Below are 24,941 nucleotides of genomic sequence, written 5' to 3'. Positions count from 1 at the left end.
CCCGGAGGGTCGATGAGGGGTCTAGGCTCGTCGATCGTGTCCGAAGATCCACTTGCCTGGCTGACCGAACTCGAGGGAGTGCCGTCGGCGTTCGCGGCGACCCGGGACGGGATCGACATCCTGCTCCGGGATCGGGGGCTGCGGCGGACCTCGCCGGAGATGACGGGCGAGTCGCTGCTCCGGGGGGCGCACGCCAGCGCGGTGCTGGAGGGGTCGGCGAGCACCCTGGAGCAGGTCCGTGCCGGTGATGTGGACGCGTTGGCCGCCGACGCGGTGCGGGTGTCGACCGAGTTGCTCGGGTTGGTCCCGGTGCTCTCCCGGTCGCCGTTGCAGGTGCTGGCCCGGGTGCATGCCCTGGCAGCGGCAGGGTCGGTGCCGGAGCAGGAACTGGGGCGACCCCGCGACGCAGAGGCCGCCAGCAGCTTGCGGGCCCTGGCCAAGCTGCTCACCTCGGAGACGTCGGTGCCGGCGTTGGTGCTCGCCGCGGTGGCGCATGCCGGGGTGGTGACCGCGGCACCCTTCGCCTCCCACAACGCGATGGTGGCCCGGGCGGTGGAACGGCTGGTCCTGGTTGAGCGTGGTGTGGACGAGAAGTCGTTGACGGTGCCCGAGGCAGGTCATCTGGCGTTGCGTCCCCAGTACGAGTCGAACCTGCGGGGCTACGCGACGGGCGGCCGTGCCGGCGTACACGCGTGGTTGTTGTACGCCGCGGAGGCCTACGCTGCGGGCGCCGAGGCGTCCCCGCTGCACTGACCTGTTCGCGCCGTGATCCTGGCCGGCACGGCAAGCGGCACCCGTTCGGAGGGGAACGAGTGCCGCTGCATACACGTGAGACCGCTGGCTACCAAGCGTGCACTATCTCAACTGTCGCCCCGGGAGTCCTCCCGATGACGAGCGCCCTGTAGGAAGGGTGGATCGCCGCGTGGGTACCCGGCTCACGTGCTGGTCTGGAGTTCTTGTCACCCTTTGTACGCCGCCGACGTCGCCCGATCAAGTCTTGACATCGTCATCCGATCATGTATGGCCGGCAGCCTTCGGCGACCAGGTGTGAAACCTCGCCCGCCCAGATGTGAAACCTCGGCGGGCCATATGTGACACCTCGTCAGGGGCGGCGTCGTGTGTGCCACCACAGGGTGACGCCCAGGGCCACCACGCCACCGGCGACCAGGGCGAGCGCGGCCGGCTTCGCGGCTGCTCCGAACCGGTTGCCCAGCGCCACCGGTCGCACGAACACCAGGATCGGCCAACCCTCCTCGGTGGCCACGCGCCGCAGCTCCCGATCCGGATTCACCGCATGGGGGTGTCCGACCGCCCGGAGCATCGGAATGTCGGTGGCCGAGTCGCTGTAGGCGTGGCACCGGTCCAGGTCGTAGCCGAACTCCTCGGCCATCGCCTCGATCGCCCGCGCCTTCTCCTCGGCGTAGGCGTAGTACTCGATCTCGCCGGTGTACTTCCCGTCGGAGACCTCCATCCGGGTGGCGATCACGTGGTCGGCACCCAGCATCGTCCCGATCGGCTCCACCAGTTCCGCGCCGGACGCGGAGACGATCACCACGTCGTTGCCGGCCAGTTTGTGTTGCACGATCAGGTTGAGCGCCTCGGCGTACACCAGCGGTTCGACGATGTTGTGCAGCGTGTCCGCGACGATCTCCTTGACCACCGCGACGTCCCAACCGGCACACATCTGCGACATGAACTGCCGCATCTTCTCCATCTGGTCGTGGTCGGCGCCGCCCACCATGTAGAGGAAATGCGAGTACGCCGACCGCAGCACCAGGCCACGTGAGATCAGGCCGCCGGCCTGGAAGGGGCGGCTGAACGCGAACGTGCTGGACTTGGCGATGATCGTCTTGTCCAGGTCGAAGAAGGCCGCAGTCGGCATGGTGGCCAGCATAGGTGCCGACACATGACGGACCTCGACGGGCCAGCCGGGCCGGTTGTCATGCACAGGGGGCCGCGGACGGGCGGTTGCCCACAGAGACCCACCGGGGACTGTCGCGCGCCGCTAGGCGACGACCACGCTGGGATCCATGACCGACGATGTCCTCATCGCCACCCGCGATCCCGCCCTGGCCGACGAGGTGGTGCGACTGGCCGCCGCTGCCGGCGCCGAGGCGATCGTGGTCGAGGAGACCCTCGCCGCGCGGCAACTCTGGCCCAGCGCCAGGTCCGTGCTGGTCGCCCGGGACCTGGTCACCGAACTCGCGGCTGCCGGACCGGACCGGCGCCCCGGCGTGTTGGTGGTGACCGATCGGGCGGTGACCGACAGCGAGTACCGCGCCGCCCTCGCTGTGGGCGCCGAGCAGGTGATCGAGCTGTCCACCTCGAGCCACCTGGTGGTCGAGGCGCTCACCGATGCCGGTGACCAGGCGGTGCCGGCCACGACGATCGCCGTGATCGGTGGCTCCGGCGGCGCCGGGGCCAGCACCTTCGCGGCCGCCCTGGCCCAGACCGCCGCGCGGCAGCTGCCGACGCTGCTGGTGGACGCCGACCCGTTGGGCGCCGGGGCCGACCGGGTGCTCGGTCTGGAGGAGGAGCCCGGTGTCCGCTGGGACGACCTGGCGCGCAGCGTCGGCCGGCTGTCGGGCCGATCCCTACGTGAGGCCGTGCCGCGGCGTGCCGACCTGGGCGTGCTGACCTACCCGGCCGGGACCGTCACGCCGTTGGAACCGGGCACCGTGCGCCGGGTCCTCTCCGCTGCCCGGCGTGGCCACCGCGCGGTGATCGTGGACCTGCCCCGCACCTTCACCGGCGGCGCCGAGGAGGTCCTCGCGGCCACTGACCGGGTGGTGGTGATCACCGTCGCGACCGTCGCCGGTGTCGCAGCCACCGTGCGACTCGTGGCGAGGCTGGGGAGTGGTCGTACCGGCATCGTGGTCCGGGGCGCAGGGGTCGACGGCGCCACCATCGGGGCCCTCACCGGGCTGCCGGTGATGGCCGAGATGCGTGACCAGCGCGGGCTCGCCGAAGCGGTCGATCTGGGCGCCGGGCCTGCCCACGCGCGTCGCAGCGTGCTGGCCCGCACCGCCGTCGAGGTGCTCCGCGACTGTGGGGTGGCGGCATGACGGCGGTGCCCGCGGCTCTCGTCGAGGCGGTCCGGGACAGCCTCGCCCGCAGCTCGGGCCCCCTCTCGGCGCAACGGGTCGCCGAGGTGCTGCGGGCTCAGGGCCGGCCGGTCGGCGATGCCGAGGTGCTGGCGGTGCACGAGGCCCTGCGTCGCGACGTCCTCGGCGCGGGCCCGCTGGAGCCACTGCTCGCCGACCCCGAGGTCACCGACGTGCTGGTCAACGGCCCGGTCGCGGTGCATGTCGACCGCGGCACCGGCTTGGAGCTCACGGGGGTCACGTTCGCCGACGACGAGGCGGTACGCCGCCTGGCCCGCCGGCTGGCCGCCCAGGCGGGACGGCGCCTGGACGAGGCGATGCCCTACGTGGACGCGCGACTGCCGGACGGGTCCCGCCTGCATGCGGTGCTCTCACCGGTGGCCAGCCCGGGCACGCTGATCTCGATCCGGGTGTTCCGGAGCCGTTCGCTCACCCTCGCTGACATGGTCGAAACCGGTGGCGTCACCGAGGGCGGCGCCCAACTGCTGCAGGCTCTCGTCGCAGACCGCCGCGCCCTGCTGGTCACGGGCGGCACCGGCACCGGCAAGACCACCATGCTGGCAGCGTTGCTGTCGCTGGTCGATCCCGGCGAGCGCATCGTGGTGGTGGAGGACTCCGCCGAACTGCGACCGGACCACCCGCACGTGGTCGGGCTCGAGGGCCGGCCGGCGAACATCGAGGGTCGTGGCGAGATAGCCCTGGCGACCCTGGTCCGGCAGGCGCTGCGGATGCGCCCGGATCGGTTGGTGGTGGGGGAGGTCCGGGGCGCCGAGGTGGTGGACCTGCTCGCCGCGCTGAACACCGGACACACCGGTGGCTGCGGCACCCTGCACGCCAACTCCGCCTCGGACACCCCCGCCCGGGTGGAGGCGCTGGCCTTGGCTGCCGGGTTGACCCGCGCCGCAGCCCACAGCCAGTTCGGTGCCGCCGTGGAGGCCGTCGTGCACCTGGCCAGGGACCGGGACGGGCAGCGGGTGCTGCGCGAGATCGGGGTCCCGGAGCGGGGCGGCGACGGGCTCGTCCGGATCACCCCCGCCGTGGTGTTCGGCGACGGGGAGGCGCGCGCGGGACCGGCGTACGCCGCGCTCTTCGGGGATCGCCGATGATCGCTGTCGCGGTGATGGCAGCGGCGGCCGTCTGGTTCGCGCTGCCTCCAGTTCGGGCAGCGCCGGCCGCGAGGTGCGGCGGGGCAGGTCGCCGGTGGGCGCTGGTGGCCGCAGCCCTGGTCGCCACCACGATGTTGCCCGGCCGGATGCTGCTGCCGGGCGCGATCGTGGGCGCTGCCGCCGTGATGGGTCTGTGGCTGCTGCGCCAACGCCAGCACTCCCGGGTCGTGGCCGACACTCGGGTCCGGGTGGGGCGAATGGCCCAACTGCTGGCAGCCGAACTCACTGCCGGGCGGCCGCCGACGGCTGCCCTGGCCGAGGCCACCGCCGACTGGCCGTCGCTGGCCGGGGTCCGCCGAGCCGCCGAGATGGGCGCCGATGTCCCGCACGCCTGGCGGGAGGCCGCGACCCGCCCCGGCTGCGCCGACCTGGCCGTGGTGGCTGCTGCCTGGCAGGTCTCCGAGGCCTCGGGCAGTTCGCTGGCTGCCGCGTTGGGTCGGGTGGTGGCCCTGGCCAGACTCGATGCCGAGACGCGGCGCACGGTGGAGTCGGAGCTGGCCTCGGCCCGGGCCACCGCGCGGCTGATGGCCGGACTCCCGGTGCTCGCCCTGCTGATGGGGTCGGGGATCGGCGGGGACCCCTGGACGTTCTTGTTCGCCACGCCGGTCGGTCTGGGGTGCCTCGCGCTGGGGCTCCTGCTGGGAGGCGCCGGCCTCGCCTGGATCGAGGCGATCGCCACCTCGGTGGTGCGCGGATGACGCCCGGCCTCGTCGCCGCCCTGGCCGCGGCCGGTGCGGTGGCCCTGGCGATGCGGCCACGGCCACCCCTGGACCGCCCGGCCGTCGCCGTCTCGGGACGCCGGCTCCCACCGCTGCTGACGAGATCCCTCATGGTGGCGGGGGCCAGCCTGGTCGTGGTGGCGGTGGTGCCAGGACCCTGGGGGATCGCCGTTGCCGGTGGAGCCACCCTGCTGGTGCTTCGGCTGGCCGGCGCGGAGCCTGCCGAACTGCGCCGCGCCCGGCAGCAGCGTCGTCGGCAACTGCCGACGCTGGTGGGGCTGTTGGCCACTGCCCTGGAGTCCGGCCAGCCGCCGGAGCGCGCCCTGGAGTTGGCGTGTGAGGCGCTTCCAGGGCCGGCTGCGCAGGCGTTGGAGGCCCCCCGGGCCCGGCTGTCGATGGGGATGTCTGCCACCGACGCCTGGGCACCGCTGGCCGCAGATGCCGACCTGGAGCCGCTGGTCCGGGTGCTGGTCCGGGCAGAGGCGAGCGGGTTCCCGGTCGCTGACGCCATCGGCCGTCTCTCCGACGACCTGGCCGCCCAGGCGCGGGCACGGATCACCGACGCCGCCCGCACCGTCGGGGTGCGGGTCGCCGTCCCGCTGGGTGTCTGCCTGCTCCCAGCGTTCTTGCTGGTCGGCATCGTGCCCCTGGTCGCGGCGGCGCTCTCGGGACTGCACTGGTGAGTCTTGGGGCTGCTGGTGAGTCTCGGGCTGCGCTGGTGAGCCGACCGGGCCGCTCGTCGTCCACAGCCACCGCCGCTGCCCCGGTTGTGCACAGCCCATCCATCGCCCGTTGGCAGCCACCGGGCACGCAGGCAGGGTCGAGGCAGTCGGCTCGATCCGCGGGCCGGACACTGAGGAGGAGTCGATGCACACAGCCACCACATCCCGAACCGAGGACGGCATCACCACTGCCGAGTACGCCGTCGGCACCGCCGCAGGCGCGGGCCTGGCCGGGCTGCTCTACGTGATGCTCACCGGCGGTTTCGGCAACCAACTGCTCAGCACCCTCTTCGACCACGTGTTGAGCCTGCTCGGAGTCGGCTGAGTGGTGACCCGGCGGCCACAACGCGGCGCCGTCACCGCCGAGACCGCGATGGTGCTGCCGATCCTGGTGGCGGTCACCGTGTTGATGGTCTGGGTGGTGTCGGTGACGGTCGCTCAGATCCGGGCCGTGGATGCTGCCCGTGAGGTGGCCAGGGCGCTCGCCCGTGACGAGCCCGAAGTGGACGCACGGGCCGTGGGTGCCCGGGTGGCCCCGGCGGGCGCCCGAATCGACATCGCGGTCGGGGATGACCTGGTCACGGTCACCGTCGTCGCGGCGGTGTCCGGCCCGGGTGGATGGCTGAGCCGGACGGTGGCACCGCAGGTGCGCGCCACTGCGGTGGCGCGCCGCGAGGGCGTCCCGTGAGGCCGCCGACCCGCTTCCGGTGCCCCGCTCGCTGCCGGGGTGAGCGCGGGGCCGCCACCGCGGCTGCGGTCGGGCTGATCGGCGTGCTGGTGACGGTGGCGCTGGCCGCGGCCTGGGTGGGCGCGGTGATGGCGGCGCACCGCGGCGCCCAGTCCGGGGCCGACCTGGCCGCCCTGGCCGGCGCCACCGCGATGGTCGCGGGTGGCGACGGCTGCGCCGAGGCCACTCGGGTCGCCGCGGTCAATCAGGTCACCCTGGTCTCCTGCCTGGCCGACGGGATGGCGGTGACCGTGACGGTCACCGTCGAGACGCCGGCGCTGGCCGGACGGGAGGCGACGCTGACTGCGACCGCCCGTGCTGGACCGCCGTGATGCTGGAGCGCCGTGACGCTGGACCGCCGTCACGAGAGCGCGGCCGTGGCGACCGGTCAGGTGCGGTCGGGATCCTCGGTCGGCGGGTCGACCGGTGCGTCGGTCACCGCGACATGCTCGCCGTGGGCCGGCTCGGCAGCGGCCGCCGGGGCTGCCGAGGTCTCGGGGCCGGTGGCCAGTTGGCCCTTGAGCGAGGCCAACTCCTTGCGGTCGCGCCGGGTCTTGAGCTCCCGCCTCACTCCGGCCCGGGTCAGCGCCAGCCCCCACCAGATCAGGCAGCCGCAGGCGAGCCCGAGCAGGAAGATGCCGAGGGCGTTGGTCTCGATGCCGAGCACGTCGACGGTGCCGGTCCCGTCGAGGGCGACCGCCGCGATGGCGAGGATCGCCAGGACCAGGAAGACGAGGCCGAGGAGCAACATGCGGCTCACCCTACCCAGCAGGAGCTCCGGAGAGCAGCAACTCGAGCAGTCGCCTCGCCGCGTCCTTCTCCAACGGGTTGTTCTGGTTGCCACACTTGGGGGACTGCACGCACGAGGGACACCCCTGGGCGCACTCGCATGCCTCGATGGTGTCCCGGGTCGCGGTCAGCCACGCGCGCGCGGCATGGAAGCCCCGCTCGGCGAACCCGGCGCCGCCGGGGTGCCCGTCGTACACGAAGACCGAGAGTTGACCGGTGTCGGGGTGCAGCGCCGTCGAGACACCGCCGATGTCCCACCGGTCGCAGGTCGCGAAGAGCGGCAACAGTCCGATGGCGCAGTGCTCGGCGGCGTGCGCGGCTCCGGGCACCAGCGTGTCGTCGAGGCCGGCCTCGGCCAGCAGGTCCGGTGGCACCGTCCACCACACCGCGACAGTCGGCAGCGTGCGGGCCGGCAGATCCAGGGGCTCCTCGCCCAGCACCTCGCCTCCCGGTTCCCGGCGCCGCAGGTAGGAGACCACCTGATGGGTCACCGCCACCTCGCCGAGGGTGAGCCGGCATTCACCCCAGCGCTGACTCTCCCGGGTGCCGGTGATCCGCAGCGCGGTGGTCTCCCGGGCCGAGGTGGACCACCCGGGGTCACTGCGGCTGATCACCGCCACCTGCTCATCCAGATCGAGCTCATCCACCAGCCAGGTCTCGCCGCGATGCACGTAGACAGCCCCCCGATGCGCCTGGGCGTGCGCCCGGCCGCCGTCGACAGTGCCGATCACCCGGCCGGTGTCGCCCTCGATCAGGGACACCTGGCCGCCCCCGCCGGAGCGGAGGTTCACCGCGTCCGCCGGACGATCCCGCTCCGTCCAGAACCAACCGCGCGGTCGCCGGCGCAGCATCCCCTGCTCGGTCAGCGTCTCCACGGTCGCTGCTGCGGTCGGGCCGAAGAGTGGCAGGTCCTGCTCGGTCAGCGGCACCTCGAACGCGGCCGCGCACAGGTGCGGCCGCAGCACATAGGGGTTGTCGGGGTCGAACACGCTGGCCTCCACCGGCGCACCCAACAGTGCCTCCGGGTGCGCCACCAGGTAGGTATCGAGCGGGTCGTCGCGAGCCACCAGCACCCCGACGGCGTCCTGCCCCTCGCGCCCGGCCCGCCCCAGTTGCTGCCACAGCGCGGCCCGGGTGCCGGGGAACCCCGCCAGCAGCACTGCGTCGAGTCCGTGCACGTCGATGCCCAACTCGAGGGCGTTGGTCGCGGCCAGTCCGGTCAGCCGCCCGGACCGCAGCGCGTCCTCGATCTCCCGACGTTCCTCGGGCAGGTAGCCGCCGCGGTACGCCGCCACCTGACCGGCCAGTTCCGGGTGCACCTCGGTGAGCAGTTCGGCGGCGGTCAGCGCGACCGACTCCACACCTCGCCGGGACCGGACGAACGCCAGCGTGCGCACCCCTTCGGTGACCAGGTCCGCGAGCAGGTCGGCGACCTCGGAGGAGGCGGCCCGGCGTACCGGTGCGCCGTTCTCCCCGGCGTACGACGTCAGCGGCGGCTCCCACAGTCCCAGCGCCACCTGGCCGCGGGGCGAGGCGTCATCGGTGACCGCCTGCACCTGCAGCCCGGTCAGCCGGGACGCAGCGGTCTCCGGCTCGGCGACGGTGGCCGAGGCCAGCACGAACGTCGGCGCCGCCCCGTGATGTGCAGCGACCCGCCGCAGCCGCCGCAGCACCTGGGCGACCTGCGAGCCGAACATGCCCCGGTAGTGGTGACACTCATCGACCACCACGTAGCGCAGGTCCCGCCAGAACGACGCCCAGCGTTGGTGACCGGGGAGCATCGAGACGTGCAGCATGTCCGGGTTGGTCAGCAGATACTCGGCGTGGTCGCGGCTCCAGTCCCGCTGCTCCCGACCGGAGTCGCCGTCGTGGGTGCTCACCCGCACGTCGAGCCCGAGCGACTGCAGTGAGGACGCCTGGTCCTGGGCCAGCGCCTTGGTGGGGGTCAGGTAGAGCACGGTCGCGCCCCGCTGCTGGTGGGGTCCACGCGACTCCCGGATCGCGGTCAGGGCGGGCAGGTGGTAGGCGAGCGACTTGCCGGATGCGGTGCCGGTGGCCAGCACCACGTGCGCACCGGCGTGGGCGAGTTCTGCCGCCTCGACCTGGTGTCGCCACGGCCGGGCGATCCCCCTACGTCGGTAGGCCTCAGCGACGTCGTCGGGCACCCAGGCCGGCCAGTCCACGGTCCGTGCCGAGCGCGGCGGCAGCACCTCCACGTGCCGCAATCGATCCTCCCGGCCCGGGCCCGCCGCCAGCATGGTGACCAACTCAGTGCCGGAGAGGCCATGCGGACGGTTGGCGGGCATGGTTTGATACTCGCAGGCAGGGGCATCGGACTCGGACCCGCCTTCGGGGGCGGAAGGAGCTAGGAGTGGATCTGACACTCGGCACGCGCGAGGTGGGCGGCCGCACGGTCGTCGCCGTCGGTGGCGAGATCGATGTCTACACCGCGCCCCGGCTGCGCGAGCAGATGACCGACCTGGTGGCGGCCGGTCGCTACCACCTGGTGATCGACCTGGGCGGTGTCGAGTTCCTCGACTCCACCGGGCTCGGAGTCCTGGTCGGCGGACTCAAGAAGGTCCGCAGTCACGACGGCTCCCTGGACCTGGTGTGCAACTCCGACCGGCTGCTGAAGATCTTCCGGATCACCGGCCTGGCCAAGGTCTTCCACATCTACCCGTCGGTGGACGAACTCCCGGCCCACTGAAACGCCGGTCTCCCGGAACCCTCGCCAAAGGCGCGCTCTTCTGCCAAGGTGTGAGGTGCATCACGCCCAAGTGAGCGTGGATCGACGACTGCCCGGGAGGTACACGTGGTCGCACACGTGGTCGAACTGTCACAGTCAAATCAGACGCTGGTCATCCTGGTGGCCGGCGTCGGGCTTGCCGCCCTGGTGATGGCAGCCATCTTCCGACGACAGGTGCTGGCCGCCGACGAGGGCACCGAAGGGATGCAGGAGATCGCCCGGGCCGTGCAGGAGGGCGCCAACGCCTACCTGACGCGTCAGTTCCGCACCCTCGCGGTCTTCGGGGCGATCGCCTTCGTGGTCCTGCTGGCACTGCCGGCCGACGACTGGACGGTCCGAGCCGGCCGGTCGATCTTCTTCCTCGTCGGCGCGGTGTTCTCCGGATCCATCGGCTACCTCGGCATGTGGCTCGCGGTGCGTGCCAACGTCCGAGTGGCGGCAGGCGCCGAGCGGGAGGGCCGCGACCCGGCGATGACGGTGGCGTTCCGCACCGGCGCCGTGGTCGGCATGTCCACGGTCGGACTGGGGTTGATCGGAGCCTCCGTGGTGGTGCTGCTCTTCCGCCACGAGGCCGCCCACGTGCTTGAAGGGTTCGGCTTCGGCGCCGCGCTGCTGGCCATGTTCATGAGGGTTGGCGGCGGCATCTTCACCAAGGCCGCCGACGTCGGCGCGGACCTGGTCGGCAAGGTCGAGCAGAACATCCCCGAGGACGACCCCCGCAACGCCGCCACCATCGCCGACAACGTCGGCGACAACGTCGGCGACTGCGCCGGGATGGCCGCCGACCTCTTCGAGTCGTACGCCGTCACCCTGGTCGCCGCGCTGATCCTCGGCGCCGCCGCCTTCGGTGACAAGGGGCTGGTGTTCCCGCTGCTGATCCCAGCCATCGGTGCGCTGACCGCCGTACTCGGCGTCTACCTGTGTCGCCCGCGGGCCGGCGAATCGGGGCTGCGCACCATCAACCGGGCCTTCTACATCTCCGCGGCCGTGGCGGCGGTCGCCTGCATCGGGCTCTCCTACGCCTTCCTGCCCTCGACGTTCGCCGAGTTGACCAACAGCACCCAGCTGGCTGCTGCCGGTGATCCGCGGCTCATCGCAGCGGTAGCCGTGGTGATCGGGATCGTGCTGGCAGCCGCCATCCTGACCCTGACCGGCTACTACACCGGCACCGAGCACCGGCCCGTCACCGACGTCGGCCGCACCTCCCTGACCGGTGCCGCGACGGTGATCCTCTCCGGGCTCTCGGTCGGCTTCGAATCGGCCGTCTACACGACCCTGGTGATCGGCGCCGCCGTGTTCGGGGCCTACCTGCTGGGCGGCGCTGCGCTGACGGTGTCGCTGTTCGCGGTGGCGCTGGCCGGTTGCGGCCTGCTCACCACGGTGGGCGTGATCGTCGCCATGGACACGTTCGGCCCGGTGGCCGACAACGCCCAGGGCATCGCCGAGATGTCCGGCGAGGTCGGGGAGGCGGGTGCCCAGGTGCTCACCGAACTCGACGCGGTCGGCAACACCACCAAGGCGGTCACCAAGGGCATCGCGATCGCCACAGCGGTGCTGGCTGCGACTGCGCTCTTCGGCTCCTACATGACCTCGGTACTGGATGCGGTCGCAGCCAGCGGCGCCACCCTGCCCGACGGCATGTTCGAGGTGGTCAACCCACCGGTGCTGGTGGGGCTGCTGATCGGCGCCTCGGTGGTCTTCCTCTTCTCCGGGCTGGCGATCAACGCGGTCGGTCGGGCGGCGGCCGCCGTCGTCTACGAGGTCCGTCGACAGTTCCGGGAGATCCCCGGGATCATGGAGGGCACCGGTCGGCCGGAGTACGGACGAGTCGTGGACATCGTCACCCGCGACTCGCTGCGCGAGCTGACCACCCCGGGACTCCTGGCCGTGCTCTCGCCGGTCGCGGTCGGGTTCGGCCTCGGCGTCGGTGCGTTGGCCGGCTTCCTGGCCGGCGCCATCGGCACCGGCGTGCTGATGGCCGTCTTCCTGGCGAACTCCGGTGGCGCCTGGGACAACGCCAAGAAGCTCGTCGAGGACGGTCACCACGGCGGCAAGGGGTCACCCGCCCACGAGGCGACGATCATCGGCGACACCGTCGGCGACCCGTTCAAGGACACCGCCGGCCCGGCGATCAACCCGCTGCTCAAGGTGATGAACCTGGTCTCCCTGCTGATCGCCGGCGCGGTGGTGACGCTGACGATGGGCGACGACGCCAACACCCCGCTGCGGATGGCCATCGCGCTCACCGCCACCGCGATCGTCGTCGCCTCGGTGTGGATCTCCAAGCGACGTTCGGTGGTGCTCGACGCCGACCCGGAGCCAGCGCACGCGGTGGGGTAGCGGGCGCGTAACCTCACCGGCGTGGATCTCGACCTCGCCCCGGACCTGAGTGCGGCGCTGGCCGCAGCGACGTACACCTACGACCAGGTCGCCGAACTGCTCGGCCCGGACGCGCACGCCGCGCTGCAGCGCAACGAGACCACGCCCGGCCTGCGTCGTACCGCCGACGGGTCACCGCTGGCCACCCTGACCCGGCTCTTCCTGCTGCAGACGCCGGTGAGCCTGACCGCGGCCGAAGGCGCCCTTCCGGGGCTGGTGGAACGCAGTGTCGCCGCCGGCCTGGTCGACGTCGACGGCGACCAGGTGCGGGCCCTGCTCGACCTGCGTCCCTACGCCGACGACCTGCTCGACCTGTGGGTCGCCAGCGACCTGACCCCCGGCATGGACGGTACGCCGTACCGGACCCGCCCCGACCACGTGCTCGGCGTCTCCTCCGCTTCCACCTCGCTGGCCCAGTTGACGATCCGGGACGACGTCGGCTCGGCACTGGACCTGGGGACCGGGTGCGGGGTGCAGTCCCTGCACCTGGCCGAGCACGCCGACCGGGTGGTCGGCACCGACGTCAACCCGCGCGCCCTGGCGCTGGCCAGATTCACCTGCGCCCTGAACGGCGTCGAGGCCGACATCAGAGACGGCTCCCTCTTCGAACCCGTGGCCGGCGAGCGCTTCGACCTGATCGTCACCAACCCGCCGTTCGTGATCTCGCCGGCGACCGGCGAGCGGCTGGTCTATCGGGACTCGGGGATGCCGGGCGACCAGGTGGTGGAGCGGATCGTCCGGGCCGCGCCCGGCCACCTGACCGACGGCGGCTGGTGCCAGATCCTGGCCAACTGGGCGATCACCGACCGTCCCTGGGACGAGCGCCTCGGCAGTTGGGTGACCGGAGCCGACGCCTACGCGGTGCAGCGGGAGGTGCTCGACCCGGCCGCGTATGTGGAGATGTGGCTGAAGGACTCCGGCGCCCACCCCAGCACCGGCGGCGTCCCGGTCAGCTACCGGCGGCGGTACGACGAGTGGCTCGGCTGGCTGGAGGCGCAGGGGGTCCAGGGCATCGGGTTCGGCTGGCTCAACCTCCATCGCACCGACGCGTCACCACGACTGAGCTTCACCGAGTGGCCCTACGAGGTGGAGCAGCCGATCGGCGCCCACGTCACCGGGTGGCACCGTGACGCCGAGGCGGCAGCGGCGGGGGCGGACGCCCTGTGGGCGACGCGGCTGCACCTGGCGGCGGACGTCGTCCAAGAGACCCAGGGCGCGGCCGGCGCCGAGGACCCGGGCACCATCGTGCTCCGCCAGCAGCGAGGGCTGCGGCGGGCGCACCAGGTCGACACCGTGGTCGCCGCGGTGGCCGGTGCCTGCGACGGGGACCTCCCGCTGGGGGTGATCGTGGACGCGGTCGCCCAACTCACCGGAGCCGAGCCCGGACCCACGCGTGCGTCGTGCCTGGGACAACTCCGGGAGTTGGTCGCCGACGGATTCCTCAGGCCTACCTGAGTCGGTGGTGGAGGTTGCCCGGCGCTGACCGGGGAACCTCCACCACCTCACGTTCAGCAGGTGGTGGCGGTCACCTTGCCGAGCTCGTTGAGCGCGCCGACGGCCTGGACCAGGCCGTGGCCGTAGTCGTGGTCGCGGCCCCTCTTGCCCAGGTCCAGGGCGCTGTCGGCGAGTGCCTTGCGGATCTGGGCGTTGCTGGCGTCGGGGGCGCAGGCCCAGATCAGTGCGGCGATGCCGGCCACGTGCGGAGTGGCCATCGAGGTGCCGTTGAACGCCGCGTAGCCCGAGGCCGGCTTCTCGACCTGGTTGACGACGGTGCCGGCCTGACCGACGAAGGCCAGGGCGGCCTGACCGTCGGCCTGACTCATCGAGATCGCCGGGATCGGCTGCGGCGACCCCAAGGTGCCGACGAAGCCGCCCGCCTCGTTGTTGTAGATGACTGCTGCGGCGCCGCCCCCGGCGGCGACGTTCGCCACCTTGTCGCCGAAGCTGATCTGGCCGCGCTCGCACAGCACGACCCGGCCGGTCCAGGCGCCTGACGAGGTGCACAGGCCGCCGTCGACCACGTCGCCGGTGGCCGATCCCTCGGCAGCGAACTCCATCGAGTGACCTGCGAAGGTCTGACCCGCGACGGTGAGCGACGCCGTCTCGAGGTAGGGCACCGTGGACAGCACGCCCACGCCGGGGGCAGCGATCTCGACGTCCTTGTTGGACTGGGAGAAGTCGGCCTTGGCCATGTTCTCGTCCACGGCGGCCACCGAGATCACCGAGCCGTAGCTGGCCGGGTAGGAGGCCTGCTTGTTTCCTGCGTTGCCGGCGGCGGCAACTGACAGGACGCCGGCGTTGTAGGCGGCGTTGAACGCGTTCTCCTCGAACCGGGACTTGAAGGAGCCACCCAGGCTCATGTTGATCACGTGCGAGCCGGCGGCGCGGCACTTGTCCAGGGCGGCAACCAGGTCGGAGGAGTAGGCCCAGGTGCCGTCGTCGCCGAAGACGCGGACGATGTGCAGCTTGACGCCGGGGTTGACGCCGACCACGCCGAGGTCGTTGTCGACCGCGGCGATGGTGCCGGCCACGTGGGTGCCGTGCCCGTCGCCGTCCTCGTTCCAGGGCCCGGTGCCGCCGGGGTCGTTGTCGCCGGTGACGTTGGCCGGCAGGTCCTCATGGCCCACGTGGTAGCCGGAGTCGATGATGCAGACGGTCCGGGAGTCCGGAGTGGCCGGGGAGAGTTGGTCGGCCTGGGTCATCGTGACCCCGTACGGGGTCTCCTGGGCCAACGGAGTCCGGACCCGGTCCGCCTCCACGAACCGGACGCCCCGGGCGCTACGCAGGGCAGCCACCTGGCCGGGTGACACCATGGCTGCCGCGCCCCCGGAGGCGGGCAGATCCAGGACGATCTCGCCGCCGGCGGCACGCACCGACGCCTTGCCTTGGGCAGCCTTGCCCGGCTCGAAGGCGACGATGAACCGTTCCGGCGGACCGGCTGGGGATGCGCCGGCGCTCACGGCGGTGAAGGTGCCCGCGGTGAGGATGGCGACTGCGGCACCGGAGATCAGAATCCTGACCCGACGGACCCGAGAAGCTTTCTGCATCGGATGTACTCCCTCGTCATTGATGGGAACGAAATGCTTCGGACTCTAGGCCGATGGCCGAGAGGATCGCCAGAGTCGATCGGTCTCGGAACGGTCTCGTTTCCATCAAGATCCGGCCCGCCCGGACAGGTCTGCCGGGCGGGCCGGTCTGTCGAGCGGGCCGGTTCGCTCAGCAGGTGGTGGTGGCCACCTTGCCGAGCTCGTTGAGCGCGCCGACGGCCTGGACCAGGCCGTGGCCGTAGTCGTGGTCGCGGCCCCTCTTGCCCAGGTCCAGGGCGCTGTCGGCGAGTGCCTTGCGGATCTGGGCGTTGCTGGCGTCGGGGGCGCAGGCCCAGATCAGTGCGGCGATGCCGGCCACGTGCGGGGTGGCCATCGACGTGCCGTCCCAGGCGGCGTACCCCGAGGCCGGCTTCTCGATCTCGTTGACGACGGTGCCGGCCTGACCGACGAAGGCCAGGGCGGCCGCGCCATCGGTGTCACTCAACGAGATCGCCGGGATCGGTTGTGCCGACCCAAGGGTGCCGATGAAGTTGCCGGGGGCGTTGTTGTAGATCACGGCCGCCACACCGCCACCGGCGACCACGTTCGCCACCTTGTCACCGAAGGTGATCTGGCCGCGCTGGCACAGCACCACCAATCCGTCCCAGGCGTCTGACGAGGTGCACAGGCCGCCGTCGACCACGTCGCCGGTGGCCGATGCCTCGGCGGCGAACTCCATCGAATGGCCGGAGAATGTCTGCCCACCCACGGTCAGGGTGGCGGTCTCCACGTAGGGCACCGTGGAGAGCACGCCGACACCCGGCGCGGCCAGTTCGACAGTCCGGTTGGACTGGGAGAAGTCGGCCTTGGCCATGTTCTCGTCCACGGCGGCCACCGAGATCACCGAGTCGTACCCGGCCGGAAACGACGTCCGCTTGTTGCCGTCGTTGCCGGCGGCGGCCACCGACAGCACCCCAGCGTCGTACGCCGCAGCGAAGGCGACCTTCTCGAGCCGGGACTGGCGCGATCCGCCGAGGCTCATGTTGATCACGTGCGCCTCCGCCGCCAGGCACTTGTCCAGGGCGGCGACCAGATCGGAGGAGTAGGCCCAGATGCCGTCATCGCCGAAGACGCGGACGATGTGCAGGTTCACGCCGGGGTTGACGCCGACCACACCGAGGTCGTTGTCGACCGCGGCGATGGTGCCGGCCACGTGGGTGCCGTGCCCGTCGCCGTCCTCGTTCCAGGCGCCGGTGCCGCCGGGGTCGTCGTCGCCGGTGACGTTGGCCGGCAGGTCCTCATGGCCCACGTGGTAGCCCGAGTCGATGACACAGACGGTCCTGGACTCCGGAGTGGCCGGGGAGAGCTGGTCGGCCTGGGTCATCGTCACCCCGTACGGGGTCTCCTGGCTGAACGGCTCCCGGACCTGGTCGACCTCCACGAACCGGACGCCGCGCGCGCCGCTGAGGGCAGCCACCCGACCGGGACGCACCATCGCGGCGACGGCCGCGCGTCCGGGCAGGTTGCGCACCACCTCACCGCCGGCCTCGCGCAGCGCAGCACGCCCCTGGGCGGCCTGGCCGGGCTCGAAGGCCACGATGTAGCGCTGGGGTTCGGCGGCCGGAGCCGCCTGAACGGTGACGGAGGCCAGTGTTGCGGCGGCCAGCACGGTGGCCGCCGCAGCGACGGACCACGGGCGGTGCCAACTGGATCGACTGGGATTGGGCATCGTTGCCACATCCTCGAGACTGGGCTATGGGGTTCTCGCATGCTAGACCCATTCAGCGCCCACCTCCATAGCCCAACGGGAGCGGTCCGTGGGGGACCGGCCGGGCGACGCGCTACCGTAAGCGGCCGTGAGGCTCCACGCCCACGCAACGCAAGGAGCAGACCCCCATGTCCAAGTTGGTCATCGTCGAGTCCCCGGCCAAGGCCCGCACCATCGCGGGCTACCTCGGCCCCGGGTACGTCGTCGAGTCGTCCATCGGTCACATCCGGGACCTTCCGCAGAGCGCCGCGGACACTCCGGCCAAGATCAAGGACAAGCCGTGGGGACGGCTGGCCGTGGACGTGGAGAACGGCTTCCAGCCCTACTACGTGGTGCCCCGCGACAAGAAGGACCAGATCCGCAAACTCAAGGGCCTGCTCAAGGACGCCGACGAGCTCTACCTCGCCACCGATGAGGACCGCGAGGGTGAGGCGATCGCCTGGCACCTGCTGGACGAGCTGAAGCCCAAGGTGCCGGTCAAACGGATGGTCTTCCACGAGATCACCAAGGCCGCGATCCAGGCCGCTGCCGAGAGCCCCCGTGAGGTGCACATGGATCTGGTGGAGGCCCAGGAGGCCCGCCGGATCCTGGACCGGCTCTATGGCTATGAGGTCTCCCCGGTGCTGTGGAAGAAGGTCATGTCCGGCCTCTCGGCGGGCCGGGTGCAGTCGGTGGCCACCCGACTGGTCGTGGACCGGGAGCGGGAGCGGATGGCGTTCCGGTCCGCGTCGTACTGGGATCTGGAGGCGACCTTCGACGCGGGCGCGGACGCTGACCCGCGGATGTTCGGCGCCAAGCTGGCCAGCATCGACGGTGCCCGGGTGGCCCGCGGCAGCGACTTCCTGCCCAGCGGCGAGCTGAAGGGCGCCACCACGCTGGCGCACCTGGACCGGCCACGCGCCGAGGCGCTCGCCGAGGCCCTCCAGGACTCCGCCTTCGAGGTGCGCTCGGTCGAGGCCAAGCCCTACAAGCGCTCGCCGTATGCACCGTTCCGCACCACCACCTTGCAGCAGGAGGCCTCCCGCAAGCTCGGGATGAGCGCCAGCGTCACCATGAGCGTGGCCCAGCGCCTCTACGAGAACGGCTTCATCACCTATATGAGGACCGACTCCACCACCCTCTCCGGCGCTGCGGTGAACGCGGCTCGGGCCCAGGTGCGGGAGTTGTACGGGGCCGAGTACGTGCCCGACAAGCCGCGCGTCTACGCCTCCAAGGTCAAGAACGCCCAGGAGGCACACGAGGCGATCAGGCCAGCCGGGGAGTCGTTCCGGACGCCGGCACAGACCGGGCTCAGTGGTGAGCAGTACCGCCTCTACGAGCTGATCTGGATGCGCACGGTCGCCTCCCAGATGAAGGACGCGGTCGGCAACAGCGTCTCGGTGCGGCTCGGCGGCGTGGCGACCACCGGCGAGGACGTCGTCTTCTCCGCCTCGGGACGGGTGATCACCTTCCACGGCTTCCTCAAGGCGTACGTCGAGGGCACCGACGCCCCCGGGGCGGCCCGCGACGACGAGCAGACCCGGTTGCCGCAGTTGACCGAAGGCGCCTCGGTGTCCGCGGCGTCCCTGCACGCGGCCGGTCACGAGACCAAGCCGCCGGCCCGCTACACCGAGGCCACCCTGATCCGGGAACTGGAGGAGCGGGAGATCGGGCGGCCGTCGACGTACGCGTCGATCATCGGCACCATCCTCAACCGGGGCTATGTCTACAAGAAGGGCACCGCCCTGGTGCCGGCCTGGATCGCCTTCTCGGTGGTGCGGCTGCTGGAGGAGCACTTCACCCGACTGGTGTCCTACGAGTTCACCGCGGTGATGGAGGACGTGCTCGACGAGATCGCTCGCGGTGAGCGGGACCGGGTCGCCGAACTGACCGAGTTCTACTACGGCTCCGACACGGTCACCGGACTGCATCCGCTGGTCACCGGCCTCGGCGACATCGACGCCAAGGAGCTGGCCACCTTCCCGGTCAACGACGAGATCGACCTGCGGGTGGGTCGCTACGGCCCCTACCTAGAGGGGCCTGGCCCGGACGGGGAGCGGGTGCGTGCCAACGTCCCCGAGGATCTGCCTCCCGACGAGCTCACGCCCGAGAAGGCCAAGGAGTTGCTCGCCAACCCTGCCGGCGACGAGCGCGAACTCGGTCGGCACCCCGAGACCGGACTGCTGGTGGTGGCGAAGAACGGCCGCTTCGGCCCCTACGTCACCGAGCAGCTGCCCGAGGGGGCCAAGGGCAAGCCGCGCACCGGATCGCTGTTCAAGTCGATGAGCCTGGACACTGTCACCCTCGACGACGCCGTGCAGCTGCTCAGCCTGCCGCGGGTGGTCGGTGCCGACGCCGACGGCGTCGAGATCACCGCCCAGAACGGCCGCTACGGCCCGTACCTGAAGAAGGGCACGGACTCACGGTCGCTGGCCGCGGAGGACCAGCTCTTCTCGATCACCCTCGACGAGGCGCTCGCCATCTATGCCCAGCCCAAGCAGCGCGGCCGCGGTGCAGCGGCGCCGCCGCTGAAGGAGTTGGGCAACGACCCGGTCTCGGGCCAGCCGGTGGTGGTCAAGGCCGGACGCTTCGGTGAGTACGTCACCGACGGTGAGTACAACGCGACTTTGCGCAAGGACGACTCGGTCGAGGCGATCACCTTGGAACGGGCCGCGGAGTTGCTTGCCGAGCGCCGGGCCAAGGGGCCCGCCAAGAAGGCGGCGAAGAAGACCGCGAAGAAGGCTCCCGCGAAGAAGGCTGCCAAGAAGGCTCCCGCGAAGAAGGCCGCTGCGAAGAAGGCCGCTGCGAAGAAGACCACCAAGAAGGCCACCAAGAAGTCCTGAGCCTTCGGGAGTCGAGTGTCCGCGAGGAACGAGCGGACGTATCCAGACCCCGCCCTGCCCTTGACCTTGGGTCGGTGGTCGAGTGTCCGCGAGGAACGAGCGGACGTATCGAGACCACCTTGGCCCCTTGAGCCCCCCACCCGCCCCATGTATCTTGACATCAAGATATCCAGTGAGGAGTGAGTGAGAGTGGCCTGGGATCCGGAGCGCTATCTGAGGTACGCCGATGAGCGGGGCCGCCCGTTCGTCGAACTGCTCGCCCGGATCCCGGCGGCCGCGCCGGGCACCGTGGTCGACCTGGGTTGTGGCGCCGGCAACCTCACCGCACTGCTGCTGCGGCGCTGGCCAGACGCGCAAGTGCGAGGGATCGACTCCAGTCCGGAGATGATCGACCGGGCCCGACGGGACCAGCCCGGCATCGGCTTCGAGGTCGGTGACCTGGCCGCTTGGTCCGGCACCGCGGACGTGCTGATCGCCAACGCCAGCCTGCAATGGGTGCCGGGTCACCTGGAGTTGCTGCCCCACCTGTGGACGCGAACGCAGTGCTTGGCGTTCAGCGTGCCCGGCAACTTCGACGAGCCCAGCCATACGATCCGCCGCGACCTGGCTGCCGAACCGGCGTACGCGCCTCACACGGCGGGCGTGGCCGTGCCTGCCAGCCACGACCCGTCCACCTACCTGGAGATCTTGACCGCGGCGGGCGCCCGGGTCGATGCCTGGGAGACCACCTATCTGCACGTGCTCACCGGGACGGACCCGGTGTTCGAGTGGGTCTCGGGCACCGGCGCCCGGCCCACCTTGGCGGCCCTGCCACCGGACCTGCGGGCGGAGTTCGTGAAGGAGTTCAAGCGGCGTCTGGCCGCGGCGTACCCACCCGACCCCGAGGGTCGCGTGGTGCTGCCGTTCCGCCGCATCTTCGTGGTGGCGACCCGCGACTGAGGTGCTGCGTCTGCTCGGTGCGTGGGGCTCAGCGCAGCCGCTTGTTGATCTCGTCGATGAACTGTTCGGCGGGGATGCGGAAGGCGGTGATGGGGATGACGACTCCGGGTTTGGTGCCCTTGCGTTCGACGCGTACGCCGGCGGGCATGCGTTTCTGGGTGACGGCGCCTCGGATCCGCTCCCAGGGGATCGTGACGTCGTCCTTGTATCCGCGGTAGGTGAAGTCGTCGGGCCCGAGGATGACCTGCCATCGGTGCAGGCGGCCCGTGCACAGACGCCACCATTCAGGGAGCGACGCCAAAGCGGCCACGCCGATCAGGACCGCGAAGAACATCAGCCGAGGAGAGTCCAGGACGGAGGGTTGGATGAACAGAGTGGCACCCCACAGCAGCCCGCCTGCGGCGAGCGCGGCGCCGGCCAGGATGGTGGTAGTGACCAGGGGCAGCGGCGAGGTGATCACGATGGTGCCGTCGGGAGATTGCTTGAGGTCTCGTCGACGTTTCGGCAGCGCCAAGGCGATCACGGCGGCCACTGCTGCGGACAGAAAAGCGACGCCGCCCAGTCCCAAGGGCAGCCGAACGAATCCGTCAGCGAAGGCGGCCATGAGGAGGCAGCTCGCGCCGACGGCGACAAGGAACGCCAGAGAGAGCGTGGTGTGCGCGGGAGAGATGAGGCGCGTGGCGGGCATTGTTGTTTCCTTCATCGTCTGCGCTTGTTGATCTCGTCGATGAACTGTCCGGCGGGGATCCGGAAGGCGGTGATGGGGATGACGACTCCGGGTTTGGTGCCTTTGCGTTCCACGCGTACGCCGGCGGGCTTGCGTTTCTGGGTGACGGCGCCTCGGATCCGCTCCCAGGGGATCGTGACGTCGTGTTTGTAGCCGCGGTAGGTGAAGTCGTCGGGCCCGAGGATGACCTGCCATCGGTGCAGGCGCCCGGTGCACAGACGCCACCATTCGGGGAGCGACGCCAAAGCGGCCACGCCGATCAGGACCGCGAAGAACATCAGCCGAGGAGAGTCCAGGACCGCGGGCTGCAGGGCGAGCGCCGTCCCCCAGAGCACTCCTGCCAAGGTCATCGCCGCGAGACCCAGAACCGTGCAAGTGACCAGGGCGGCGGGAGCCTTGATGGTGACTGAGCGGTCAAGGTCGGGGGCGGGCGTTCGCCGACGCTTGGGGAGGACCAACGCGATGAACGCTGCAACGGACAAGGATGTGAAGGCAAGCCCGCTGAGGGCCAACGGCAATCTCACGAAACCGTCGGCGCTCACAGCGCCGACGGTGAAGCCGACACTGGCTGGAATCAGGAACGTGAAGGTCAGGCAGACGTACCACCACGGGATGAGTCTCATGGGTCACCAGGGTTTCAGTTTGCCGAGGGCGCTCTTTGCCGACCCCCAGGTGTTCGAGGCCCAGTCAGTGATGCCGTCCCAGTTGTCGTAGATCTTGCCAGCCCCCCAGCCCACACCGGCGACCACCAAGCCTCCACCCACCACGACCGCAAGCGCCGGCGCTGACACCACCCCGGCCGCCACCAATGCGGTGATGCCTGCCGCGGCAGCGAGGCTCGCTCCCGTGGTGATGGCGGCTCGCTTCCAGTCGCCGGTGGTCGCGCCCTCGTGAATCCCGAACCCGATCTCGATGCCGACCCCCACCGGTCCGCCGAGGATCCGGCCCCACCTCCCGAAGCGGCGAGCCTTGCCGGCCCAGTCGTCGAGACGCGTTCTGCCGGACGGTCGATCCGCTTGCCCGCGCACCTGCGGATTGCCGGACACCCGGCTCCGACGCCGGAACTCGCGAGCCTCGTTGCGGTAGCGCTCGGACATCCGGGTCAACGCCAACCCCGCGAGACCGGCCCCCGTTCCCGCAGCGAAGTTGGGGAGGACGCCGGCCACCTCAGCGAGGATCTTGTCGATGCGATCCTTCTCGCGCGCATCGGACAGATCCACCGCGAGTTGGGCGTCGATCCATTCGTAGAAGCCCGCCCAGAGGGCGACGGCCTCCTCTGCGAGCTCGTTGAACAGGGTGACCTTGGCGATCGCCTGCTGGCGCGCCAGATCCTCCGCGGAGCCCGGAATCACCACGCTTGCCGGTACCAGGGGTGGTGGCTCGATCGTCGTACTCGTGAGGATCAACCCTCCCGCCTGTGCCCGCTGCCGCAGGGCGTCCATGTCCGTCTGCATGCGCCCGAGCCGGGAGGCATAGACATCCAAGGCCGTAGCGGCTCGGCCAATTCGCTGAACGTGATTGTCAGAGGCGGTCACCACAGGAGCCATGAAGTCCCGGTATGCCTGCGCCCCTGCGCCATCCCATCCAGCCGACGCCGCAGCGCGGGCGCCGGCCTGAAGGTCGGCTGCTTCGTCGACGTTCGCCTTGAGCGTGCTCCGAAGCCAGGTGGCCGCGGCGTTGACCGAGGCCGGACTGCCGTCGACCTCGGTGTCGATCATCGGAGCCCCTCGTTCAGCTCCGTGAACCGGGCGACCAAGGCGTCCTCGGTCTGGGCCAAGTCATCCCCCGTGTCGCGGATAAGGATCGCCACCGCCTGGTTGATGGCCGCGATCTCTGCTGCAGTCAGGCCGACGGCCTCCAGGATCTCGAGCAGGAAGGGTGTCCCTTCTCCGCCGTCGATCGTCTGGGGTGCGTTGGTGGCGGAGTCATCGATCACGGATACGGCGCTGTCGTGGCGCGTCGTGATCGCTTCTGCAGTGTCAGCGTCGAGACGGAGCGTCATTGCCCCTCCCGCATGGCCTGGCGCAGATCGTCCGGCCAAGGGACATCGAGCAGCTTCAGGTCGAACGGTTTGGTGGCGTGCAGCTCACCCAGCTTGGCGGTCTCGAAGACAGCCCACGGCTGATCTTCACCACAACAGTCGATGAAGCGATCCAGGGCGCTGTACCCGAGGAGCGCCACCCTCCCGTCGTCCAACAGCACCATCCGCACGTCGCGGACCTCGCCATGCTCATCGACACTCACCGGCAGATAGACGACCGGAGGACCACTGACCGGGTCAACCGTCGCTTCAGGACTCTCCATGCCCGATGTTCTACCCCGTCGATGCCCGCTCAAACCTCGGCTGGTCGGAAAAGCCTGATGTCAGGGCGTTCTGACTGTTGTCAGGGGTTGCAACCCCTGACAACAGTCGACAGTCCCTGACATCAGGGTGTTCCGACGACTCCCGACGACACCCGGACACCGGGCGCCGCACCGAGGTCAGCGGCCGCGGCGCTTCTTCTCCCGGACCTTGATCGAGGTGGTGCGGCCCTGGCCGTCGGTCTCCCGCTCCACCTCGAAGAGGCCGATCGCGGTGACCAGGTCGACCAGTTTGACGAAGCGCCAGTTGCGGGAGTCGAAGTCGGGAGCCTGCTTGGCGATGTGTGAGCCGACGGTGCCCAACTGGGCCCAGCCCTCGTCATCGGAGGCCGCCGCGATCCCGGAACGGAGCAGGTTCAACAGTTTGGCGTCCTGGCGCAACTCGCTCGCGGTGGGCCGCTTGCGGGGCTGTACGGCGTCGGTCGCCTCCTCGTCGGCGTCAGCGCCGAGCACGTCGAGATAGACGAACCGGTCACAGGCGGCGACGAACGCCTGCGGGGTCTTCCGCTCGCCGAACCCGATCACGTCCACGCCCGCCTCCCGGATCCGGGACGCCAACCGGGTGAAGTCCGAATCGGACGAGACCAGGCAGAACCCCTGCAGTCGCTCGGTATAGAGCAGGTCCATCGCGTCGATGATCAACGCCGAGTCGGTGGCGTTCTTGCCGGTGGTGTAGCCGAACTGCTGGATCGGCGCGATTGCATGCACGTTCGCCGCCTCCTTCCAGCCCTTCAAGCGGGGCGTCGTCCAGTCGCCGTACACCCGCTTCACCGAGGCCACGCCGTACTTGGCGATCTCGGCGAGCAGGGCGTCACAGTTCGACGGCGACACGTTGTCGGCGTCGATCAGGACCGCAAGCCGTGGACTGTGGGGGGCTGCAGGCACGGGCGGGGCTCCTTCGTCGCGGCGTACGCCGAGCGGCGCACCCGGCCACCGTAGCCCCACC

24 protein-coding genes are annotated in these 24,941 nt (G+C 70.8%); 13 read left to right on the top strand and 11 right to left on the bottom strand.

Annotated features, from left to right (window positions below; all coding sequences use genetic code 11):
• The first annotated feature begins 36 nt into the window (after positions 1-36).
• Positions 37-753, top strand: coding sequence for an oxidoreductase (locus tag JKG67_RS06945; RefSeq protein WP_203336525.1), 717 nt, complete (start codon positions 37-39; stop codon positions 751-753).
• Positions 754-1,102: 349 nt separating this feature from the next.
• On the opposite strand, the gene JKG67_RS06940 is transcribed toward JKG67_RS06945, so the two are convergent.
• Positions 1,103-1,882 (bottom strand): HAD family hydrolase, encoded by a 780-nt coding sequence (locus tag JKG67_RS06940; RefSeq protein ID WP_307816462.1) that lies wholly within the window; start codon positions 1,880-1,882, stop codon positions 1,103-1,105.
• A gap of 148 nt (positions 1,883-2,030) precedes the next feature.
• On the opposite strand from JKG67_RS06940, the gene ssd reads away from it, so the two are divergent.
• From ssd to JKG67_RS06905, 7 genes are all read left to right on the top strand, one after another.
• Positions 2,031-3,065, top strand: coding sequence for a septum site-determining protein Ssd (gene ssd / locus JKG67_RS06935; protein WP_203336524.1), 1,035 nt, complete (start codon positions 2,031-2,033; stop codon positions 3,063-3,065).
• On the top strand, positions 3,062-4,210 hold the full coding sequence (locus JKG67_RS06930) for a TadA family conjugal transfer-associated ATPase (RefSeq protein ID WP_203336523.1): 1,149 nt from the start codon (positions 3,062-3,064) through the stop codon (positions 4,208-4,210). The genes ssd and JKG67_RS06930 overlap by 4 nt, the downstream gene beginning before the upstream one ends.
• A complete protein-coding gene (locus tag JKG67_RS06925) occupies positions 4,207-4,968 on the top strand; it encodes a type II secretion system F family protein (RefSeq protein WP_203336522.1) in 762 nt (253 codons plus the stop codon). Before JKG67_RS06930 ends, JKG67_RS06925 begins: the two co-directional genes overlap by 4 nt.
• The gene (locus tag JKG67_RS06920; RefSeq protein WP_203336521.1) at positions 4,965-5,672 is read left to right on the top strand and encodes a type II secretion system F family protein; all 708 of its coding nucleotides are present in this window, start codon (positions 4,965-4,967) and stop codon (positions 5,670-5,672) included. The genes JKG67_RS06925 and JKG67_RS06920 overlap by 4 nt, the downstream gene beginning before the upstream one ends.
• Positions 5,673-5,856: 184 nt before the next feature.
• Positions 5,857-6,036 (top strand): DUF4244 domain-containing protein, encoded by a 180-nt coding sequence (locus tag JKG67_RS06915; RefSeq protein WP_203336520.1) that lies wholly within the window; start codon positions 5,857-5,859, stop codon positions 6,034-6,036.
• Between the two features lie 3 nt (positions 6,037-6,039).
• Positions 6,040-6,399 (top strand): TadE family type IV pilus minor pilin, encoded by a 360-nt coding sequence (locus tag JKG67_RS06910; protein WP_307816461.1) that lies wholly within the window; start codon positions 6,040-6,042, stop codon positions 6,397-6,399.
• Positions 6,396-6,770 carry an Rv3654c family TadE-like protein gene (locus JKG67_RS06905; RefSeq protein WP_307816460.1) on the top strand — a complete coding sequence of 125 codons (375 nt, stop codon included), beginning with the start codon at positions 6,396-6,398 and terminating at the stop codon, positions 6,768-6,770. The genes JKG67_RS06910 and JKG67_RS06905 overlap by 4 nt, the downstream gene beginning before the upstream one ends.
• A gap of 56 nt (positions 6,771-6,826) precedes the next feature.
• Here JKG67_RS06905 and JKG67_RS06900 read toward each other — a convergent pair whose 3' ends face one another.
• Positions 6,827-7,189: a hypothetical protein gene (locus JKG67_RS06900; RefSeq protein ID WP_203336518.1), complete on the bottom strand. Its 363-nt coding sequence runs from the start codon at positions 7,187-7,189 to the stop codon at positions 6,827-6,829.
• A gap of 10 nt (positions 7,190-7,199) precedes the next feature.
• Positions 7,200-9,533 carry a DEAD/DEAH box helicase gene (gene sftH / locus JKG67_RS06895; protein WP_238997984.1) on the bottom strand — a complete coding sequence of 778 codons (2,334 nt, stop codon included), beginning with the start codon at positions 9,531-9,533 and terminating at the stop codon, positions 7,200-7,202.
• A 65-nt stretch (positions 9,534-9,598) separates the two neighbouring features.
• Between sftH and JKG67_RS06890 the strand changes: the two genes are divergently transcribed.
• The 3 genes from JKG67_RS06890 to JKG67_RS06880 all read left to right on the top strand — a co-directional run bounded on the left by JKG67_RS06890 (position 9,599) and on the right by JKG67_RS06880 (position 13,807).
• On the top strand, positions 9,599-9,934 hold the full coding sequence (locus JKG67_RS06890; RefSeq protein ID WP_203336517.1) for an anti-sigma factor antagonist: 336 nt from the start codon (positions 9,599-9,601) through the stop codon (positions 9,932-9,934).
• Between the two features lie 105 nt (positions 9,935-10,039).
• Positions 10,040-12,313 (top strand): sodium-translocating pyrophosphatase, encoded by a 2,274-nt coding sequence (locus JKG67_RS06885; RefSeq protein ID WP_203336516.1) that lies wholly within the window; start codon positions 10,040-10,042, stop codon positions 12,311-12,313.
• A gap of 21 nt (positions 12,314-12,334) precedes the next feature.
• Positions 12,335-13,807, top strand: a complete 1,473-nt coding sequence (locus JKG67_RS06880) for a DUF7059 domain-containing protein (protein ID WP_203336515.1) — start codon at positions 12,335-12,337, stop codon at positions 13,805-13,807.
• A gap of 53 nt (positions 13,808-13,860) precedes the next feature.
• On the opposite strand, the gene JKG67_RS06875 is transcribed toward JKG67_RS06880, so the two are convergent.
• Positions 13,861-15,399 (bottom strand): S8 family serine peptidase, encoded by a 1,539-nt coding sequence (locus JKG67_RS06875; protein WP_203336514.1) that lies wholly within the window; start codon positions 15,397-15,399, stop codon positions 13,861-13,863.
• Positions 15,400-15,568: 169 nt separating this feature from the next.
• On the bottom strand, positions 15,569-17,107 hold the full coding sequence (locus JKG67_RS06870; protein ID WP_203336513.1) for a S8 family serine peptidase: 1,539 nt from the start codon (positions 17,105-17,107) through the stop codon (positions 15,569-15,571).
• Positions 17,108-17,274: 167 nt separating this feature from the next.
• Here JKG67_RS06870 and topA point away from each other — a divergent pair, with 167 nt between their 5' ends.
• Positions 17,275-19,968, top strand: coding sequence for a type I DNA topoisomerase (gene topA, locus JKG67_RS06865; protein WP_203336512.1), 2,694 nt, complete (start codon positions 17,275-17,277; stop codon positions 19,966-19,968).
• Between the two features lie 189 nt (positions 19,969-20,157).
• Entirely contained in the window at positions 20,158-20,907 is a 750-nt protein-coding gene (locus tag JKG67_RS06860; RefSeq protein ID WP_307816459.1) for a methyltransferase domain-containing protein, read from the top strand.
• Positions 20,908-20,935: 28 nt separating this feature from the next.
• Here JKG67_RS06860 and JKG67_RS06855 read toward each other — a convergent pair whose 3' ends face one another.
• From JKG67_RS06855 to JKG67_RS06830, 6 genes are all read right to left on the bottom strand, one after another.
• Positions 20,936-21,595 carry a hypothetical protein gene (locus JKG67_RS06855; RefSeq protein WP_203336510.1) on the bottom strand — a complete coding sequence of 220 codons (660 nt, stop codon included), beginning with the start codon at positions 21,593-21,595 and terminating at the stop codon, positions 20,936-20,938.
• Positions 21,596-21,606: 11 nt separating this feature from the next.
• On the bottom strand, positions 21,607-22,257 hold the full coding sequence (locus JKG67_RS06850) for a hypothetical protein (RefSeq protein ID WP_203336509.1): 651 nt from the start codon (positions 22,255-22,257) through the stop codon (positions 21,607-21,609).
• Positions 22,258-22,260: 3 nt separating this feature from the next.
• Positions 22,261-23,352, bottom strand: a complete 1,092-nt coding sequence (locus JKG67_RS06845; RefSeq protein ID WP_203336508.1) for a hypothetical protein — start codon at positions 23,350-23,352, stop codon at positions 22,261-22,263.
• Positions 23,349-23,636: a hypothetical protein gene (locus JKG67_RS06840; protein WP_203336507.1), complete on the bottom strand. Its 288-nt coding sequence runs from the start codon at positions 23,634-23,636 to the stop codon at positions 23,349-23,351. The genes JKG67_RS06845 and JKG67_RS06840 overlap by 4 nt, the downstream gene beginning before the upstream one ends.
• Complete coding sequence (locus JKG67_RS06835) at positions 23,633-23,878, bottom strand: SAV_915 family protein (RefSeq protein ID WP_203336506.1); 246 nt, start codon at positions 23,876-23,878, stop codon at positions 23,633-23,635. The genes JKG67_RS06840 and JKG67_RS06835 overlap by 4 nt, the downstream gene beginning before the upstream one ends.
• A 237-nt stretch (positions 23,879-24,115) precedes the next feature.
• Complete coding sequence (locus JKG67_RS06830) at positions 24,116-24,880, bottom strand: NYN domain-containing protein (RefSeq protein ID WP_203336505.1); 765 nt, start codon at positions 24,878-24,880, stop codon at positions 24,116-24,118.
• Positions 24,881-24,941 lie beyond the last annotated feature (61 nt).

The organism is Nocardioides limicola (assembly GCF_016827675.1).
Lineage (GTDB): Bacteria > Actinomycetota > Actinomycetes > Propionibacteriales > Nocardioidaceae > Nocardioides > Nocardioides limicola.
This window is presented reverse-complemented; position numbering and strand designations above follow the sequence as displayed.